Here is a 16,066-nt window from a genome sequence, read left to right as displayed (position 1 = left end):
CGTCAAACCTCCCTTTTCGCTCTTTCGAGCACGCCGCCGGATGTCCTGACGATATCATCCTCCGGGCGAACCTGCAGATCGTAGAGCGCCTTGTACCGCCCACCTGCGGCCAGAAGCTGCTCATGCGTGCCGCGCTCGACGATCTCGCCATCCTCGATAAAGAGGATCTGGTTGGCATGCATCAGCGAACTCAGTCTGTGGGCGACGATCAGGGTCACCCGGTCCCGCGCGAAGCGCTTCATGGCGCTGCGGATGCGCTGCTCCGTCGCGGCGTCGATCGCAGCCGTGGAATCGTCGAATACCATCACGGCGGGCTTCAGCATCAATGTCCGGGCGATCGTCAGGCGTTGACGCTGGCCACCGGATAGCGACACGCCGCGCTCACCGACGATTGTGGTATAGCCGGCCGGTAGACCGAGAATGTAGTTGTGCAGCTGCGCCGACTCGGCAGCCCGTTCGATGCGGGGTTCCTTCGCCCATGGGTCGCCATAGGCGATGTTGTTTTCGATGCTCGTCGTGAACAGGAAGGAGTCCTGCTGCACGACGGCAACGTTTTGCCGCAGCGATTGCAGCGTCGCCTTGCGGATATCCTGGCCGTCGAGCGTAATCTGTCCGGCCGTGACATCGTAGAAGCGCGGAATAAGATGCGCGATGGTGGATTTGCCGCTGCCGGGTGGCCCGACGATGCCGATCGTCTCGCCACGCTTCGCCTCGAAACAGATATTCTTCAGCACTGGCCGCTCTTCTGCACCGGGATAGCTGAAATCGACATTCTCGAAACGCAGCGTGCCGTCAGTCACGACAAGCGGCCTGGCGTCTGGGGCATCCTTGATGGGAATATCGAGATCCAGCAGCTCGAACAGGCGCGAACCGCAGGTGGAGGCGCGCGCGAAGGCATTCACCATCAGGCCGAGTTGGCGCACCGGCATTTGCAGGATGGTCATGAAGGTGAGGAACGAGGCCAGCGTACCGACGCTGATCACGCCATCGATGACCTTCAGGCCGCCAAGCCAGAGCACAAGCCCCATCGACACGAAGAAAGAGAGGTTCATGGCGCTGGTGTTGATGACGCGGATGCCGACGCGCTGGTGGGCGAGGGAAAGCGCGTTGTGCGAGGCGCGATCGAACTTCAGGAGTTCGTGCGCCTGAGCGGCGAAGGCGCGTACCACGCGGATGCCACCGAGATTTTCCTCCATGACGCGCGTCAGCACCGAGAGGCGCTCTTGCAGATCGAGCCACGTCGAGCGTAGCCGCAACTGTGTGACGGAGGAGCGCCACGCCACGAAAGGCACGAAGCTGAGAGCCAGCAGGCCGAGGGCGACATCGGTCGACAGCAGCATATAGGCGCCGACGCCGATCAGCATGGTGAGCAGCACCATGCGCACCAGTGCCGTCGAGAAATACATGCGCACGCCTTCGAGATCGAGCAGGCCGACTGTGATGAGGTCGCCGGAATGGGCCTTGTCGTGGAAGCTGAAGGAGAGCTGCTGAATCTTCTCATAACAGGCGAGCCGAAGCTCATAGCCCATGTGATGGCCGACGGCCTCGCTATAATAGTTCTGTACCATTGTGAACAGGCCGCGCAAAATACTGACGACGAGCAGCAGAAGAGCGGTTGTCATCAAGGCATTTTCGGCAATCTGACCGGCGGCACCACCGGCAACCGCCGTCTGCGTCTCGTCGACGGCACGGCCCAGCAGGCGCGGGATCGTCAGCTGCAACGTTGCAGCTACAAAAGTTGCTCCAATGGCAAAACTGGTCTGCCAGGGATGGCGCAGCGTCATATGGGTGATACGAACGATCGTCGACAGGCCTTGGCCCCAACCGACCGCATTGACATGCGCACGCGAAGCCATTGGCTTCGGCGCGCTTCTTGATGAATCGCTGCTCACGCTTTTATCCAGGCATAATTAAACGAGGCTGGCCCGCAGACGGGTTCGTATCTCAAGGAAAATATTGATAGGATGAATTTTGCCGATTCCGTGGCGGCGTTCAAGAGTCAATCGGTCACAAGTCCAACGCGAACGTTAGATTGCGTGTTTAAAAAATAATCGATGAATATGTCGGGATCGAAACCGGCGAGACGTCCTCCGGGCACCATGCCAGAAAAGGAGGACATCATGCGCAAAATTATAGCAGCAACATTCATCAGTCTCGACGGCGTCATGCAGGCACCCGGCGGCCCGGACGAGGACCCCACAGGCGGTTTCGAGCATGGTGGCTGGGTATTCCCTCACTCCGACGAAGAAACCGGCAAGGCGCTCTTCGAACTGTTCGAAAATCCGTTCGATCTGCTGCTCGGACGCAAGACCTACGATATTTTCGCAGCCTTTTGGCCCTACGTTGAGAGCGACGATCCGATTGCCAAACGGTTCAACAGCGTCACCAAATATGTTGCGACGCGCAGCGATGTCGAGCTGAAATGGAACGGAAGCCAATCTCTTGGCAAAGATGTTGTGGCAGCGATCAAGGAATTGAAGGCGGGAGAGGGGCCTGATCTTCTTATTCAGGGCAGTGGCGATCTCATTCAGACCCTGCTGCGTCACGAACTGATCGACGAATTCAAGCTGATGATCTTTCCGGTCGTGCTGGGCGGCGGCAAGAAGCTGTTCGCCGACGGGGCAATTCCTGCCGCAATGAAGCTTTTGCGCACCCAGTCTTCCCCGACCGGCGTCATCTTTGCGACTTACCAGCCGGATGGCCCGGTGAAGACCGGTTCCTTCGTCGGGCCGAATCCGTCCGAAGAGGAGATCGAGCGCCGCAAATGGCTTAGATAGACAGTCGGATCGGCGCCATCACCGTCTTACCGTTTGAGGCTACCCAGCGCTCTCGGCGATAATGCAGAAGCTCGTCCCCGAGAACCAATTCCCGTACATAACCACTCCTGTAGCCCTGAGGCGCGAGCCCGCCGGAATATTAATGCGTAGCTAGTCTGCACAGGAGAACGAACATATTTCTTGCGGCTGTCCTCCATAGCAGACCTGCAATGGCGCTGACGATCAAGGGGTACGGCCGCAAGTCGATCGAAGGGAACGTAGCCGCCTCGGGCGATCGCTATCCCTTCTTGCCTTTCTTTGTTGCTTTCGGCGCGGGTCCTAGCTCCGCCTCTTGCGCCAAACGGAGCGCACGAAGCCTTTCCGTCTTTTTCTGCCGAGCAGACGTCTCATTCGCCAGGATATCCTTGGCAATCGACGTCGTCTGCTCGGATTTGGCCTGTGCCGACAGCTTCTCAGGCTTGAACAGATTGTCTTTCGTCTTTGTCATGCTTCCTCCATTTCAGCAGGCGCGTTTTCCAAAAGACGGCGGAGGTCAGCGAGCTCGCGCTATGACTTTCTTCTTAGGTGCCGGCAGCAAGCCTTCACGCTGTGCCTGCTTACGGGCAAGCTTCCGAGCGCGGCGGATCGCCTCGCCCTTTTCGCGGGCGCGCTTTTCGGACGGCTTTTCATAGGCGCTGCGGGCCTTCATTTCCCGGAACACGCCTTCCCGCTGCAACTTCTTTTTCAGGACGCGGAGCGCTTGATCGACGTTGTTGTCTCTAACCAGAACCTGCAAAATGTCTCCTTCTCAGCTCGCGCTGCGTTTATTTCTTGGTACGGATTGAATTCGAGTTGATCCAGCTCGATTTCGATATTTGCGATATCTCGACTTGCACCGGCGAAAGCGACGATGGTGACGCTTCAACGTCAATATCGTCCTGGCGGATGCTCCGCTCGAAACTCTCGTTCTGGAAGCGGACGCGGTAGTGAACAACGCCTTGTGAGACCGGCAGGACAGACACGATGCTGCCAGCGGGTTGGACGTTTCCAAAAATTCCAGGCTTCAGGACGATGCTGTCGCCCGGCCGGTAACGACCATGTGCCATGTCGTTCTCCGTTCGAAATGAAAAACAAAAGGCCGGGACGTATCCCGACCTTCCTCGATCATGGTTTCTGTGCGCCGGTACATCCGTGGTCGCACAAAGCCGTGACAAACTTATGCGGCCCGAAGATTGTCGGCCGAACTCTTGCCAGATCTGCGATCCTGCACGATGTCGTAGGTGATCTTCTGACCATCGTTAAGCGACCGCATACCGGCGCGCTCTACCGCTGAAATATGGACAAAAACGTCCGTGCTGCCATCATCAGGCTGAATGAAGCCGAAGCCCTTGGTGGAGTTGAACCACTTCACAGTACCAGTGTTCATAACGATTTCCTTTCATAGTAACCGTTGTTGCTCCCGCGATGCCTTGCGGGATTAGATCGATTATTTGAGAGGAAATCCGGCGAGAGTCCGTTGGCTCTTCGGCGACGTCGCAAGCAATGGTCGATAGGCTCTATATAGGTTCAATTCAAATTTTAGCAACAGAGGCGCTCAAAATGACAGTTCTCGGCCTGTGGTGTGGCTTTTTGAGGCGAACCTCGGCCTGCTCAGGTACGAGACCCGTCTCTTCAACATCCCGAGACTGAATCATGGTCTATCCTGCCCGAGGCCGATGACCCGCTCTTAGAGTATGCAGCTGTGGACATACTCTTTGGTCCGTAAGCGAAAGGCCGCTGACCAGAATATTCTGCTTACGCTATACCGTGTGGTCCGACGCCTGAATTTCACGCAGCGATTTCATGATTTCGCGAAGCCCCTTCGTGAGATGCTTGTCCCGGCGCAACACCATGCCGAGTTGCCGAACGAGCCTTGGCCTGAGCGGCGAAGTAACGAGCAGATCGGACTTGTCGCGTCTCAGCGCCATGTCCGGAAGGATGGACCATCCGAGACCGGCTGCGACCAGCTCCTTGATGGCCTCGACGCTACCGAACTCCATAGCCGGCTCAGGGCGAATTCCGTGAGCCTCGAACCATTCATTCGTGGCGCGACGCGTGTTGCCGCCTTCGTAAAGCAGTAGCGTCCTGTCCTTCATGAATGCCACATCCGGCCCGCCATTCGGCATCACACTTCCCTTGGGGGCGACAGCCAAAAGCTCGTCGTCATGGAATGGTTCGACCTCAAGTGAACGTCCGGCAGCGGGCAGGGCGACTACCGCGAGATCCAGCGCATTGGTTTCGAGATCGCGCAGAATCTCGTCGATATTGCCGATGCGGACGATGATCTCGAGATCAGGCATGCGTTTCTTTGCCATGGCGATAGCGCGAGGCAGCAGATGGATCGAGGCCGTGCCGCCGCTGCCGATACGAACGCGACCTACCGACCCCTCACGAAAGGGTGTCATCGCCTCCTCTGCCATGGAACAGGCTTCGATGATGCGCCGCGCATGCGGTAGCAGATCAAGTCCGGCTGGCGAGGGCTGCGCCCGCCGTCCCACACGCTCGATCAGTTTTACGCCGAGGCGCTGCTCCAGAAGCTTCACCTGCAGGCTGACGGCAGGTTGAGTCAGCCCGATCTTGTCGGCAGCGGCTGTGAAGCTGCCGAGATCGACCACGCTGAGGAAAGTCGTTAGCTGATCCAGATTGAGCAATAGAAGAATTCCTTATGATTTGTATAAATACCATAAGCTTCATTCATTGCTTATGCCAGTGCATCCTAAGGCCATGTTGATACGAGCCCCAAGGAGCAGGAAGATGACCACCGATATCGATAGGCCGATGCTGGCAGCGGCCGGCGCGGGCAGGGGGCGGCCAAAGCGGCAATTTTTGCGGAGCGTGCTGGCGAGATTTCTGGCCTACCTCGAAAAGCGCGAGACAAGATGGACCCTCCGCGAGCTGACCGACGATCAGCTTCGCGACATCGGTATGACGCGCGCCGAAGCACGTACCGAAGTCAGCAAGTCATGGTTCTGGAGTTAAAGCGTGTTGCGCAAAGCACATTGGATGCTCAAAGGCGCGCAAGCCATCGGGCCGGACGCCTTTGAATAGCGGTGTTATTGAAACGGCTACCAGCGATATTTGAGCGAGGCGGTGACGTTGCGGCCTTGTCCCAGATAGCAGAAGCCGCTTTCGCACATTGCATCGCGACGGTTTGCGATGTTCCGTACATTCACCGCCGCAATCAAACCGGCGTAGTCCTTGTTAGCAGCACCGAAATCGTAGCTCATTCCGGCATCGACATAGAAGGTCGAGGCGTTTTCGGCGGTGTTCGCATTGTCGGTGTAGCTTCTGCCGTTGTAGCGCAGGCCCGCGCCGACGCTGAGCCCTGCAGCAGCGGAGTCTTCCGCAAAGGTATAGTTTGCCCACAATGACGCCACATGACGGGGCCTTGCCGCGACTTCCTTGCCGGCATTCTCGCCCTCCGTGATTTCTGAGCGGCTCAGCGTATAGGTGGCGATCAGATCGAGCCCGGAATCGAGCGCCGTGCGTGCTTCCAGCTCCAGCCCCTTGGTCGTCACCTCGCCAAGCGACTGGTAGGCGAGCAGCAGCGGATTGACCAATTGCGGCTTGTTCCTTTCGACCAGATGATAGGCGGTTGCTGACAGAAGGATATTCGTCCCCGGCGGCTGGTATTTCACGCCTGTCTCGAACTGCTCGCCTTTGGTCGGCTCCAGCACGCGTCCGGAAGCCGAGCGCATCGTCACAGGATCGAACGAAGTGGCGTAGTTGGCAAAGGGCGCGATGCCATTGTCGAATAAATAGAGTGCACCGGCCTGGACGGATGTTGCGCTGTTGGTCTCCGATTGATGGTCGCTCGTGCCGGCGGTCGGGTAGGTGGTGTCGAGCGTCTGCTTGACCCAGGTCTGGCGGGCGCCGAGCGTGAAGCGCCATCTGTCGAGTTCGATCTGATCGAGCGCGTAGATGCCGGTCTGGCTGATATCCTTGTCCAGCAGTGAGAAATTATAGTCGGGCGTCGGTCCCGATACGCCATATCTCGGATTGCTGATGTCGAGATCGTAGGCGGCGCTCGTGACCCAATCCAGGCCATAGCCGAAGGACGAGGTCAGATAGGTATAGTCGAGCCCGAACAGCATGGTATGGGCGAGCGGGCCGCTGTCGAATTTCGCTTCGAGCTGATTGTCGACCTGGAAGATATGGGCGTCGTCACGCAGGGCCGTCGCACTGCGATGCGCGATCGTGCCGGTCCAGCTGGCGACGCTGAGATAGCGCGTGCGCAGATCCATGTGGGAGTAGCGTGTGTTTTGGCGGAAAGTCAGGCCATTGTCGAACTCGTGTTCGAAACGGTAGCCGATCTGCTGCTGGCGTACCTTTTGATGGTCATAGTCCGGATCGCTGGCGCGAATGTCGAGGACGCGGCCATCCGGCGCAATGACGGCTCCCGGGCTCCCATCGCTCTCGTCTGCCTGCAGCAATCCGTAGAGGGTGACGGTGGTCGCCGCGTCCGGATTCCAGCGCAACGAGGGCTGCAGCATGTAGCGATCGTCGGCAATGTCGAAATTGGTATCGCCGACGCGCGCCAGGCCGGTCAGTCTATAGAAGAGATGGTCGTCGCCCTGCTTGACCGGGCCGCTGAAATCGAAGGTCGCCTGCGCGCGATCCTTCGTTCCCCAGAGAATGCCGACCTCGTGAAACGGCTGTTCAAGCGGCTCCTTTGAAACCTTATTGATGATCCCGCCTGGCGAACCGGAGCCGTAGAACACCGAAACAGGTCCCTTGACGACTTCGACGCGCTCCAGCGAATAGGGCTCAGTCGGGAAGTTGCCGTAGTTGACGTAATACTGGCGCAGGCCGTCGCGATAATCGCCGTTCAGCGACAGCACCTGGCCACGCAGCATGATGACATCGTAACGCGGGTCGAAACCGGTCGAGGCGGTAGTGACGCCTGCTGTGTAGCGCACGGCCTCCACGACGTTGCTGGCCGCTCGCTCCTCCAATTCCTTCTTGGTAATGACGGAGACGGAACGGGGCGTCTCGATCAATGGCGTGCTGATCTTGGTCGCACCGCGGCTGCGCTTTGCCGTTACGGTCCTGCCGTCGCTTTGCTCGGACTCAGCACCCTCGACGATGATCGGCTCCAAACGCGTCGCGTTTTCGCTACCCGCCGCGCCGTCCTGAGCGAAAGCGTTTCCCGATAGCGACAGGGCAAGAGCGAAAGCCGATGTGGCCGTGGCCATGCTCGAGGTTTGACGTCTTATGCCATTGATATCATTGCATGGAATCATACGAAATCCGCCTCTCTTCCTCTGGGTCGCAACCGTTGCGTGAGTGTTTAAAGGCGAAGCTCGTAATCGTCAATAATACATGAGTATAATAATCATATTTTATGGAGGGACTTTTGAACTGGCTGCAAGATCAGCATTTGGGCGAGGGTGGATAACAAGCAGCCTGGGGACTATTTTCGGATTGTCCTTTTTTCATGGCCTCGTTCTTTTTTCCGCCATAGATTTGCCCGATCCATTCCGCTCGAAAAGCTGGCAGCCTGTTGACCTCGGCGTACCGGCTGCTCCATCAAGAACACCAATAAAAGAGACCGCAAAAATCCATGCTCAAGACAACATCCCTGCTTTTCGCCGCGGCGATTTCGACCTTAGCGCTTCTCGGCACGGCTTCGGTGGCAGAGGCGGGGCAGGCGAGCTACGTCGTTGATGCGCATAGCGGTCAGGTGCTGGAAGCATCGAACGAGAACGAGCTGAATTATCCGGCCTCGCTCACCAAGATGATGACGCTCTATCTTGCTTTCGAAGCGCTGCATGACGGCCTCCTGAAATGGGATCAGAAGCTGACCATGTCGGCGAATGCCGAAGGCAAGGAACCGTTCAAACTGGCGGTGGGTGCAGGTCGTAAAGTCACCGTGCGCGAGGCCGTCGAAGGCATCGTCGTCCTGTCGGCCAATGATGCGGCTGTTGCCATCGGCGAGCAGCTTGGCGGCTCGGAAGACAGCTTTGCCAAGACGATGACCGCAAAGGCGCATCAACTCGGCATGAGCAATACCGTCTTCAAGAATCCCTCGGGCCTGCCGGATCCGGAGCAAGTGACCACCGCGCGCGACATGGCAACGCTCGGCGTTGCGCTGATGCGGGACTTTCCTGATGAGTTCAAGCTCTTCTCGATGCGCGGCCTCAAATTCCGCGGCATGAAGCTGCGCGGTCATAACAATCTCATGTATCGCTATGCTGGAGCCGATGGCATCAAGACCGGCTATACCGATGCCTCCGGCTATAATCTCGTGACCTCCGCGACGAAGAATGGCCGCCGTGTTGTCGGCGTGGTCATGGGCGAAAAGACTGCTGAAATTCGCGACAACAAGATGGCAAGCCTTCTGGACACGTACCTAGCCCCGGTTGCGACAACGGCCACCGTATCGACCGGTGCTACCAAGCAAAGCTCAGCCAACTGATTTCGGCCTGATTTCAGCATCCAGCCAGCCATTCATCTTTGGGCAGCCGACAAGGGGTGGCTCCGCTGAGACGCTGACCCCTACCGCATTATACCCATCGTAAAGGGTAGGGGGATCGGGTTTCCTCATGCAAATGCGCAATGCCTCCGAATGCTCCTCTTTATCCGGGGCATTTCGCGGCGGATCGTGGAGAAAACTCTCTCACGATGAATAGTCGGGTGGTTGTTGCCGAACTGGCGGGCTGCCCTATGTCTAGAGCGGAAGTTGCTCGTTCGCTGCGCTCTTTTCATGTTCTGGTAGGAATAAGCGTCGAACTGCGAATTCGCATAGGCGGAGATATCTGGTTTCAGTTTGTTATTCTCCGAAAATGAAGGACCCATCATTGGCCGCGATCGGCCTGATGCTCCTATAATATAGATCTCGCAAATATTTCAACGCATTAGGTCAAGTTGGGAGGACCGGAATGACGTATGATGCACGTTTAACGCGTGAGCGCGATTTCCATAATGAACGCTTCGGTGCGGTGGAGGAGCGCAAAGAGGACTCGTTCTATTTCGCCGTAAAGCCCGCTGTGGACGCCTATTGGCGGCTGGTGAGGGAGGCCTGTCCTGAAAGGGACGTGCTCGAGTACGGATGCTCAAACGGCATGAGCAGTATTGGCCTCGCACACTCCGCCAAGCGGATTACCGGTATCGACATTTCGGACGTCGCCATTCAACAGGCCACGAATACGGCGGCTCTCCGTGGGATCGACAACGTGACGTTCCAGGTCGACAATGCGGAGGACATGAATCTGCCGTCGGCGAGCTTTGACGTCGTCTTCGGCAGCGGCATCCTGCATCACCTCGTTCTGGAGAGATCGCTCAGCGAGATCCGGCGCGTGCTACGACCCGGCGGCAGGGCCTTCTTCTTCGAGCCGCTCGGCCACAATCCCGTGATCAATCTTTACCGAAACCGGACGCCAGAGGCCCGTACGGTCGATGAGCATCCGCTCTTGAAATCCGACTTCGAGATCGTGCGCAAATATTTCTCAAAGTGCGATCTGGAATTCTTCGGGCTCACTGCGCTTGCTTCCATTCCGTTTCGCCGAAGCCCGCTCGGCGCCGCGGTCCGGGGCACCGGCAAGCAGATCGACAATTTGCTGCTGAAAATCCCGGGTGTCAGATGGCAGGCCTGGATCGTCGTCATGGCCCTGGAGGCATGATGGGCTTGTCGAGCGATTGAAATTCCAGTCTGCCGCTGCGGTTTGCTACGGCGACGAAGCTGCTCACATGCATCGGATCGACGCTTAGGGACAAGCGTTGTTCGTCGGGAACGATGCGAGGGCAGTAGGCGCGTTTCATTGCATTGTCCTTGCGAGTGATAACCCATTGGCATCATTCGCAAGTCGCACTTCATTCTAGAACCCACCCCACCTGCAAACAAATATCAGATAAGATAGATTATGGAACCAAGCCGGATACCGCTACGGCAACGAGGCAGGAATTTTCAGCTTTTATTCCAGATGGTTGGCCAGATTTTCGAGGGTCGATTTCAGTCCCTCGTCGTGATCTTCTCTGCTGATGCCGCAAGGCACATTCTCGCAAATTATGGTGACCCTTGTGCCGGTCGGAACTTCCGCCAAGGACCAGGTTATGGTCATCGTTCCGCCGAATGCTGCATCATCGGATTCGAAATCCACCGCCTGAACGATGCGCTCGTCAGGCACGATCTCGACGAAGCGGCCGGAAACGATATCGGTGTGCTCGGACGATTTTCCGGGTGTCGCATGATCCGGCGCATCATAGGACAGTGCCATTCGATAGCTGCCGCCTTGGCGTAGTTCGAACACAAGGATGCGGCATGTCATGCCTTTGGGTGGAAGCCATGAAGCCAATGCCTTAGGATCGATAAAAGCCTCGAAGATCGCACGCGGCGTTGCGCGGATCGCTCTGGAAGCCGTGTCGGTTCTCTTGCCGCCGGAAGCTCCGCTCATCGCATCCTCCTCGCCGCAACCGCGACGGTTCGTATGATCAGCCTGTCGCCGCTACGCCTCAGCTCGCCTTGATGCGGATCACCTTGGCTGCAATCTTCTCAGCCAGCGTCGTCGGATGGCAGGAGAAGATACTGTCCGGGCGCCCAGCCGCGCACCAGACCTGATCATAAGCCAAAAGACTTTCGTCGATGAAAACTGGCAGATCGACCAGATGGCCGATCGGTGCGACGCCGCCGATGGCGAAACCGGTTTCGTCGCGCACGCGATCGATATCGGCGCGCTTCAACCTGACGCCGTAAGCTGTTGCGATATAAGCCGTATCGGCATTATGGGCACCAGAGACAAGAAGCAGCGTCAGCGCGTGCGTATCGGCATTGACAAAGACCAGCGATTTGACGATCTGGCCAACGGCGCATCCCGCAGCCTTGGCAGCCTCTTCCGCCGTCCGCGTCGATTGCTCCATGCGCTTGATCGAGATATCGAGGCCCAAATTACGCGCCGCAAGCTCGACGCGCTCCAGGCTGGAAAGCTTCTTGATATCTTCGCTCATAGATCATCGTCCTCCACGTCGAGTTCGATCTGCATCTGATCGTAGGCCGGCTCGACATGATCGGGCGTTTCAGCCAGCACGGTTTCATAATCGAGCGGCGTATGCATATGGGTCAAGATGGCATGTTTCGGCGCCAAGCGTCCGATCCATTCGAGCGATTGTTCCAACGACAAATGGCTTGGATGTGGCCGATACTGTAGAGCATCGATAATCAGGATGTCGAGGTTTTGAACTTTTTCTATCGATTCCGGCGGGAAGTCACTGATATCGCTGCAATAAGCGAGTTTTCCGATACGAAAGCCGAGTGAGTGGATATCGCCGTGCACCTGCTTGTGCGGCCAGAAGCGGATCGGGCCGCCTGCCCCGTCGATCGTGAAACTTTTCTCGAGATTCTCGATCAGCACCGGCCGCACGATCGGCGGATAGCTGCTGCCGGGCGGCGTTTCCAGACAATAGCGGAAGCCCTCGCGAATGCGATCCATGGTCGGCGGATCGGCATAGATCGGGATGCGCTCGTTCGCGATATGGAAATAGCCGCGCAGATCGTCGATGCCGTGAATATGGTCGGCATGGGCATGGGTATAGAGCACGGCATCGATGAAACTGACGCCGGCGTGGATCATCTGTTCGCGGAAATCCGGACCTGTATCGATGACGACGGTGGTAATGCCGCCATCCGGCGCGATCTGCTCTATCAGGAAGGCCGCACGCGTACGTCGATTTTTTGCGTTCTTGGGATCACAGGCGCCCCAATCGCCGGTGATGCGTGGAACGCCCGGCGACGATGAACAGCCCAAAATGGTGAAGCGCCGCCGGTATGTCACGACGTCAGACCCTCGTCATCTTGGAGAAGCAGCGGAAGGCGTTTTCCGTCGTGATGTTAGCGATCTCGTCCATGCTGACGCCGATCGTATCAGCCAGCACTTCCGCCGTGTTGACGACATAGGACGGTTCGTTGCGTTTTCCCCGCCAGCGCTTCGGCGCGAGATAAGGCGCATCGGTCTCGACCAGCAGCCGGTCATGCGGGATCGTCTTGGCGATCTCGCGCAGCTCTTCCGACTTCGGGAAAGTCAGGATGCCGGAAAAGGAGATGTAGCCGCCAAGCTCGACGCCGGTGCGGGCAAGGGCAGGGCCGGCGGAAAAGCAATGCAAGATGAAGGGGAAAGCCCCCTTCCCTGTTTCCTCCGTCAGGATATCAGCCATGTCTTCGTCGGCGCTGCGGCTGTGAATGACGAGCGGCAGCTGCGTTTCGCGCGCGGCTGCGATATGGCGCAGGAAGCCCGTCTTCTGGTCCTCCGGCTTGACAGTATCATAGAAGTAGTCGAGACCCGCCTCGCCGATCGCCACCACCTTCTCGTGCTGATTTGCCAGCCGTACGAGATCTTCCGTCTGGATATCCAGCTCCTGGTCGGCGCTGTTCGGATGCGTGCCGACCGAGCAGAAAACCGACGGATAGCGTGCAGTCAACGCCAGCAACCCATCGAGCTTCCTGACCTTGGTCGAGATGGTGACCATCTGTTTGACGCCGACCTCGTGAGCGCGGGCGACGATCGCGTCGCGCTCTTCCTCGAAATCGGCAAAATCCAGATGGCAATGCGTATCGATCAACATGGAAAACCTTATTCGGCAGTCGGCGCGACATAGCGCGGGAAGACCGGCTTCGGGGCTTCCAGCGGCGTTCCGGCAACGAGGCGACCGGCCTCGCCGAGCGCGGCAAAATCACGCTTGTCGGCCGGGATGGCAATGAGATCCAGGAGCTTAGCCGAGGACTCCGGCATGAAGGGCTGCAGCAAGATACCGATCTGGCGCACGACATCGGCCGTGACATAGAGCACGGTCGCCATGCGGGCCGGGTCGGTCTTCTTCAGCGCCCAGGGCTCCTGGCCCGCGAAATAACGGTCCGTCTCGGACACGACAGCGATAATGGAAGCGAGCGCGCGATGGATGAGCTGCTTGCCCATGTCGTCGCGCGTCGAGGCCAGCAACCCGTCGGCTTGCGCCAGAAGCGCCTTGTCTTCGTCGGTCAGTGCCCCGCATTCCGGGATATGGCCGTCGCAGTTCTTGACGATCATCGACAGCGAGCGGCTGGCGAGGTTGCCGATACCGTTCGCAAGATCGGAGTTGATGCGCGTGCCGATCGCCTCTTCGCTATAGCTGCCGTCCTGGCCGAAGGAGACTTCGCGCAGGAAGAAGTAGCGCACCTGGTCCAGGCCGAAATGGTTCACGAGGTTGACCGGGTCGACGACGTTGCCGAGCGACTTCGACATCTTCTCGCCCTTGTTGAGCAGGAAGCCATGGGCATAGACGCGCTTCGGCAGCGGCAGCTTCGCCGACATCAGGAAGGCGGGCCAATAGACCGCGTGGAAGCGAATGATGTCCTTGCCGATGATATGGAGATCGGCCGGCCAGTATTTCGCCCGCGGATTGTTCCGATCCTCGAGATAGCCCGTCGCCGTCAGATAGTTCGTCAGCGCATCGACCCAGACATACATGACGTGTGCGGGATCGTTCGGCACCTTGATGCCCCAGTCGAAGGTGGTGCGCGAAACCGACAGGTCCTTGAGGCCGGATTTGACGAAGGAGATCACTTCGTTGCGGCGCTCGGCCGGGCCGATGAAATCCGGGTTTTCCTCGTAGTGCTTCAGGAGCTTGTCCTGGTATTCGGAGAGCTTGAAGAAGTAGCTTTCCTCCTGCACCCACTCGACAGGCGTGCCCTGCGGCCCGTAGCGCACGCCATCGGCGCGCAGCTCGGTTTCGTTTTCCTGGTAATAGGCTTCGTCGCGCACCGAATACCAGCCGGCATAGGAATCCTTGTAGATGTCGCCGGCATCGGCCATCAGGTTCCAGATGTTCTGCGAGGTTTCGTGATGCCGCGGCTGCGTCGTGCGGATGAAATCGTCGTTGGACGCGTTCAGCAGCTTGCCCATGGCCTGGAATTCATCGGAATTGCGGTTGGCGAGCTGCTGCGGCTCCAGACCCTCGGCCCGCGCCGTCTGCTGCATCTTCTGACCATGTTCGTCCGTACCCGTCAGGAAGAAGACGTCACGGCCATCGAGGCGCTGGAAGCGCGCCAGCGCGTCGGTGGCGATCAGCTCATAGGCATGGCCGATATGCGGCTTGCCGTTGGGATAGGCGATCGCGGTGGTGATGTAGAACGGAGTTTTTTCGGTCATTGAGGCAGTGGCCCGCTTTTACTGTTACGTCGCTGTTATTCTTGCTTTGCTCGCTTTAGCGCATGTTTGCCATGAGCGAAACACCAAGTTTCGCGCCCGCAGCATTCGGAACTTCGGGATGGCGCCTTGCTTGACTCGACTCCGCCTCGCCTTTACGCCTTCGGAAGAGTGGAGCGCAGGACAGGCATGGCCGTGAATTTCATCGTTTTATGTATTGGTCTGCCTAACGGCTTCAAGAGGCCGTGAATTTGAGTTTGATCGATTCCTTTCAGCCGCTTTATTCCTTTTCCGGCTTTTTCGTCGGCATGTTGGTGGGCATAACCGGAGTGGGCGGCGGCTCGCTGATGACCCCCCTGCTCGTGCTTCTCTTCGGTGTCCATCCCGCAACAGCCGTCGGCACTGATCTGCTCTATGCGGCAATCACCAAGACGGCAGGAACGGCCGTGCACGGCATGCACGGACGGGTCAATTGGAGGGTTGTCGGCCTGCTGGCGTCGGGCAGCGTCCCGGCGGCGCTTGCCATGCTGTGGATCATGGCCGGTGTCAATCGCGAGAGCCCCGCTGTCGCCCATACCATTACCCTGTCATTGGGCTGTCTTCTGCTTCTGACGGCGCTGATGCTGATTTTCCGCGGCCAGATTCTGGAGGCAATCCGCAAGTGGCGTGGTGAGCGCGGAACGATATCGCCGCGCAGCATCGCCATGCTGACGATCATTCTCGGCCTTGTTCTCGGCATTCTCGTTACGATGACATCCGTCGGCGCCGGGGCGCTCGGCGTCACCGTGCTTTTGGTGCTCTATCCGCAGACGGATGTCCGCGAAATTGTCGGCTCGGACATCGTCCATGCCGTGCCGCTGACCTTGATCGGTGGCATGGGCTATTGGCTCATTGGCGAAATCAACTGGACGATGCTCTTCGCCCTGCTGGTGGGCTCCATTCCCGGTATCGTCGCCGGCAGTCTGCTGGCGCCGCGCCTGCATGAGCGGTCCGTGCGCATCATCCTGGCCGTCACGCTAGCCATTGTTGCCTGGAAGTTGATCTTTCCCTGAGGCGTTTCACACGGAAATGTGGAATTGTAGAGTAAGTGCCGTCAACCGGGTTCGGTTATCGGATCGGTTGCATCGTGCCAGCAGCGGACGAGTTGCCAATTCCCGG

Annotated in this window: 17 protein-coding genes; 5 read left to right on the top strand and 12 right to left on the bottom strand. The window is 58.2% G+C overall.

All coding sequences use genetic code 11. The features are described from left to right. Window positions 1-2: 2 nt before the first annotated feature. A complete protein-coding gene (locus AC13Q5_RS00500) occupies window positions 3-1,856 on the bottom strand; it encodes an ABC transporter ATP-binding protein (protein ID WP_425298676.1) in 1,854 nt (617 codons plus the stop codon). Between the two features lie 264 nt (window positions 1,857-2,120). Between AC13Q5_RS00500 and AC13Q5_RS00495 the strand changes: the two genes are divergently transcribed. After that, window positions 2,121-2,777: a dihydrofolate reductase family protein gene (locus AC13Q5_RS00495; RefSeq protein WP_488500571.1), complete on the top strand. Its 657-nt coding sequence runs from the start codon at window positions 2,121-2,123 to the stop codon at window positions 2,775-2,777. Between the two features lie 277 nt (window positions 2,778-3,054). Here AC13Q5_RS00495 and AC13Q5_RS00490 read toward each other — a convergent pair whose 3' ends face one another. From AC13Q5_RS00490 to AC13Q5_RS00470, 5 genes are all read right to left on the bottom strand, one after another. Further along, window positions 3,055-3,264 carry a hypothetical protein gene (locus tag AC13Q5_RS00490; protein WP_075852592.1) on the bottom strand — a complete coding sequence of 70 codons (210 nt, stop codon included), beginning with the start codon at window positions 3,262-3,264 and terminating at the stop codon, window positions 3,055-3,057. Between the two features lie 45 nt (window positions 3,265-3,309). Next, the gene (gene rpsU, locus AC13Q5_RS00485) at window positions 3,310-3,552 is read right to left on the bottom strand and encodes a 30S ribosomal protein S21 (protein ID WP_075852593.1); all 243 of its coding nucleotides are present in this window, start codon (window positions 3,550-3,552) and stop codon (window positions 3,310-3,312) included. A 28-nt stretch (window positions 3,553-3,580) separates the two neighbouring features. Beyond that, entirely contained in the window at window positions 3,581-3,862 is a 282-nt protein-coding gene (locus AC13Q5_RS00480) for a cold-shock protein (protein ID WP_488500570.1), read from the bottom strand. 110 nt (window positions 3,863-3,972) lie between these two features. Continuing rightward, entirely contained in the window at window positions 3,973-4,182 is a 210-nt protein-coding gene (locus tag AC13Q5_RS00475; RefSeq protein ID WP_075852595.1) for a cold-shock protein, read from the bottom strand. A 373-nt stretch (window positions 4,183-4,555) separates the two neighbouring features. Continuing rightward, window positions 4,556-5,446 (bottom strand): LysR family transcriptional regulator, encoded by an 891-nt coding sequence (locus tag AC13Q5_RS00470; RefSeq protein ID WP_488500569.1) that lies wholly within the window; start codon window positions 5,444-5,446, stop codon window positions 4,556-4,558. A gap of 103 nt (window positions 5,447-5,549) precedes the next feature. Between AC13Q5_RS00470 and AC13Q5_RS00465 the strand changes: the two genes are divergently transcribed. Continuing rightward, entirely contained in the window at window positions 5,550-5,774 is a 225-nt protein-coding gene (locus AC13Q5_RS00465; RefSeq protein ID WP_075852597.1) for a DUF1127 domain-containing protein, read from the top strand. Window positions 5,775-5,860: 86 nt separating this feature from the next. On the opposite strand, the gene AC13Q5_RS00460 is transcribed toward AC13Q5_RS00465, so the two are convergent. After that, entirely contained in the window at window positions 5,861-7,990 is a 2,130-nt protein-coding gene (locus AC13Q5_RS00460) for a TonB-dependent siderophore receptor (RefSeq protein ID WP_488500568.1), read from the bottom strand. A 368-nt stretch (window positions 7,991-8,358) separates the two neighbouring features. Here AC13Q5_RS00460 and AC13Q5_RS00455 point away from each other — a divergent pair, with 368 nt between their 5' ends. Together AC13Q5_RS00455 and AC13Q5_RS00450 are read left to right on the top strand one after the other, a co-directional pair. After that, window positions 8,359-9,213 carry a D-alanyl-D-alanine carboxypeptidase family protein gene (locus AC13Q5_RS00455; protein ID WP_488500567.1) on the top strand — a complete coding sequence of 285 codons (855 nt, stop codon included), beginning with the start codon at window positions 8,359-8,361 and terminating at the stop codon, window positions 9,211-9,213. A 463-nt stretch (window positions 9,214-9,676) separates the two neighbouring features. Continuing rightward, window positions 9,677-10,417, top strand: a complete 741-nt coding sequence (locus AC13Q5_RS00450) for a class I SAM-dependent methyltransferase (protein WP_488500566.1) — start codon at window positions 9,677-9,679, stop codon at window positions 10,415-10,417. A gap of 291 nt (window positions 10,418-10,708) precedes the next feature. On the opposite strand, the gene AC13Q5_RS00445 is transcribed toward AC13Q5_RS00450, so the two are convergent. The 5 genes from AC13Q5_RS00445 to metG are packed head-to-tail and all read right to left on the bottom strand — an operon-like array spanning window position 10,709 to window position 14,911. Continuing rightward, window positions 10,709-11,188: an SRPBCC family protein gene (locus tag AC13Q5_RS00445; protein WP_488500565.1), complete on the bottom strand. Its 480-nt coding sequence runs from the start codon at window positions 11,186-11,188 to the stop codon at window positions 10,709-10,711. Window positions 11,189-11,246: 58 nt separating this feature from the next. Continuing rightward, complete coding sequence (locus AC13Q5_RS00440; RefSeq protein ID WP_075856980.1) at window positions 11,247-11,738, bottom strand: YbaK/EbsC family protein; 492 nt, start codon at window positions 11,736-11,738, stop codon at window positions 11,247-11,249. Beyond that, entirely contained in the window at window positions 11,735-12,562 is an 828-nt protein-coding gene (locus AC13Q5_RS00435) for an MBL fold metallo-hydrolase (protein ID WP_075856979.1), read from the bottom strand. Before AC13Q5_RS00435 ends, AC13Q5_RS00440 begins: the two co-directional genes overlap by 4 nt. A 4-nt stretch (window positions 12,563-12,566) precedes the next feature. Next, a complete protein-coding gene (locus AC13Q5_RS00430) occupies window positions 12,567-13,349 on the bottom strand; it encodes a TatD family hydrolase (protein ID WP_075856978.1) in 783 nt (260 codons plus the stop codon). An 8-nt stretch (window positions 13,350-13,357) separates the two neighbouring features. Further along, entirely contained in the window at window positions 13,358-14,911 is a 1,554-nt protein-coding gene (metG, locus tag AC13Q5_RS00425; RefSeq protein WP_488500564.1) for a methionine--tRNA ligase, read from the bottom strand. 305 nt (window positions 14,912-15,216) lie between these two features. Here metG and AC13Q5_RS00420 point away from each other — a divergent pair, with 305 nt between their 5' ends. Next, window positions 15,217-15,960, top strand: coding sequence for a sulfite exporter TauE/SafE family protein (locus tag AC13Q5_RS00420; protein WP_457879958.1), 744 nt, complete (start codon window positions 15,217-15,219; stop codon window positions 15,958-15,960). Window positions 15,961-16,066 lie beyond the last annotated feature (106 nt).

Source organism: Martinezella sp. CNPSo 3964 (genome assembly GCF_057784375.1).
The sequence above is the reverse complement of the archived record's forward strand: the minus strand, read 5'-3'. Positions and strand labels throughout refer to the sequence as shown.

Coding starts and splice junctions, on each gene's coding strand:
- AC13Q5_RS00445 (WP_488500565.1), bottom strand. CDS start 11,188: ATGAGCGGAGCTTCCGGCGGCAAGAGAACCGACACGGCTTCCAGAGCG.
- AC13Q5_RS00500 (WP_425298676.1), bottom strand. CDS start 1,856: ATGGCTTCGCGTGCGCATGTCAATGCGGTCGGTTGGGGCCAAGGCCTG.
- AC13Q5_RS00475 (WP_075852595.1), bottom strand. CDS start 4,182: ATGAACACTGGTACTGTGAAGTGGTTCAACTCCACCAAGGGCTTCGGC.
- AC13Q5_RS00480 (WP_488500570.1), bottom strand. CDS start 3,862: ATGGCACATGGTCGTTACCGGCCGGGCGACAGCATCGTCCTGAAGCCT.
- AC13Q5_RS00460 (WP_488500568.1), bottom strand. CDS start 7,990: ATGGCCACGGCCACATCGGCTTTCGCTCTTGCCCTGTCGCTATCGGGA.
- AC13Q5_RS00490 (WP_075852592.1), bottom strand. CDS start 3,264: ATGACAAAGACGAAAGACAATCTGTTCAAGCCTGAGAAGCTGTCGGCA.
- AC13Q5_RS00440 (WP_075856980.1), bottom strand. CDS start 11,738: ATGAGCGAAGATATCAAGAAGCTTTCCAGCCTGGAGCGCGTCGAGCTT.
- metG (WP_488500564.1), bottom strand. CDS start 14,911: ATGACCGAAAAAACTCCGTTCTACATCACCACCGCGATCGCCTATCCC.
- AC13Q5_RS00465 (WP_075852597.1), top strand. CDS start 5,550: ATGACCACCGATATCGATAGGCCGATGCTGGCAGCGGCCGGCGCGGGC.
- AC13Q5_RS00495 (WP_488500571.1), top strand. CDS start 2,121: ATGCGCAAAATTATAGCAGCAACATTCATCAGTCTCGACGGCGTCATG.
- AC13Q5_RS00455 (WP_488500567.1), top strand. CDS start 8,359: ATGCTCAAGACAACATCCCTGCTTTTCGCCGCGGCGATTTCGACCTTA.
- AC13Q5_RS00430 (WP_075856978.1), bottom strand. CDS start 13,349: ATGTTGATCGATACGCATTGCCATCTGGATTTTGCCGATTTCGAGGAA.
- AC13Q5_RS00450 (WP_488500566.1), top strand. CDS start 9,677: ATGACGTATGATGCACGTTTAACGCGTGAGCGCGATTTCCATAATGAA.
- AC13Q5_RS00420 (WP_457879958.1), top strand. CDS start 15,217: ATGTTGGTGGGCATAACCGGAGTGGGCGGCGGCTCGCTGATGACCCCC.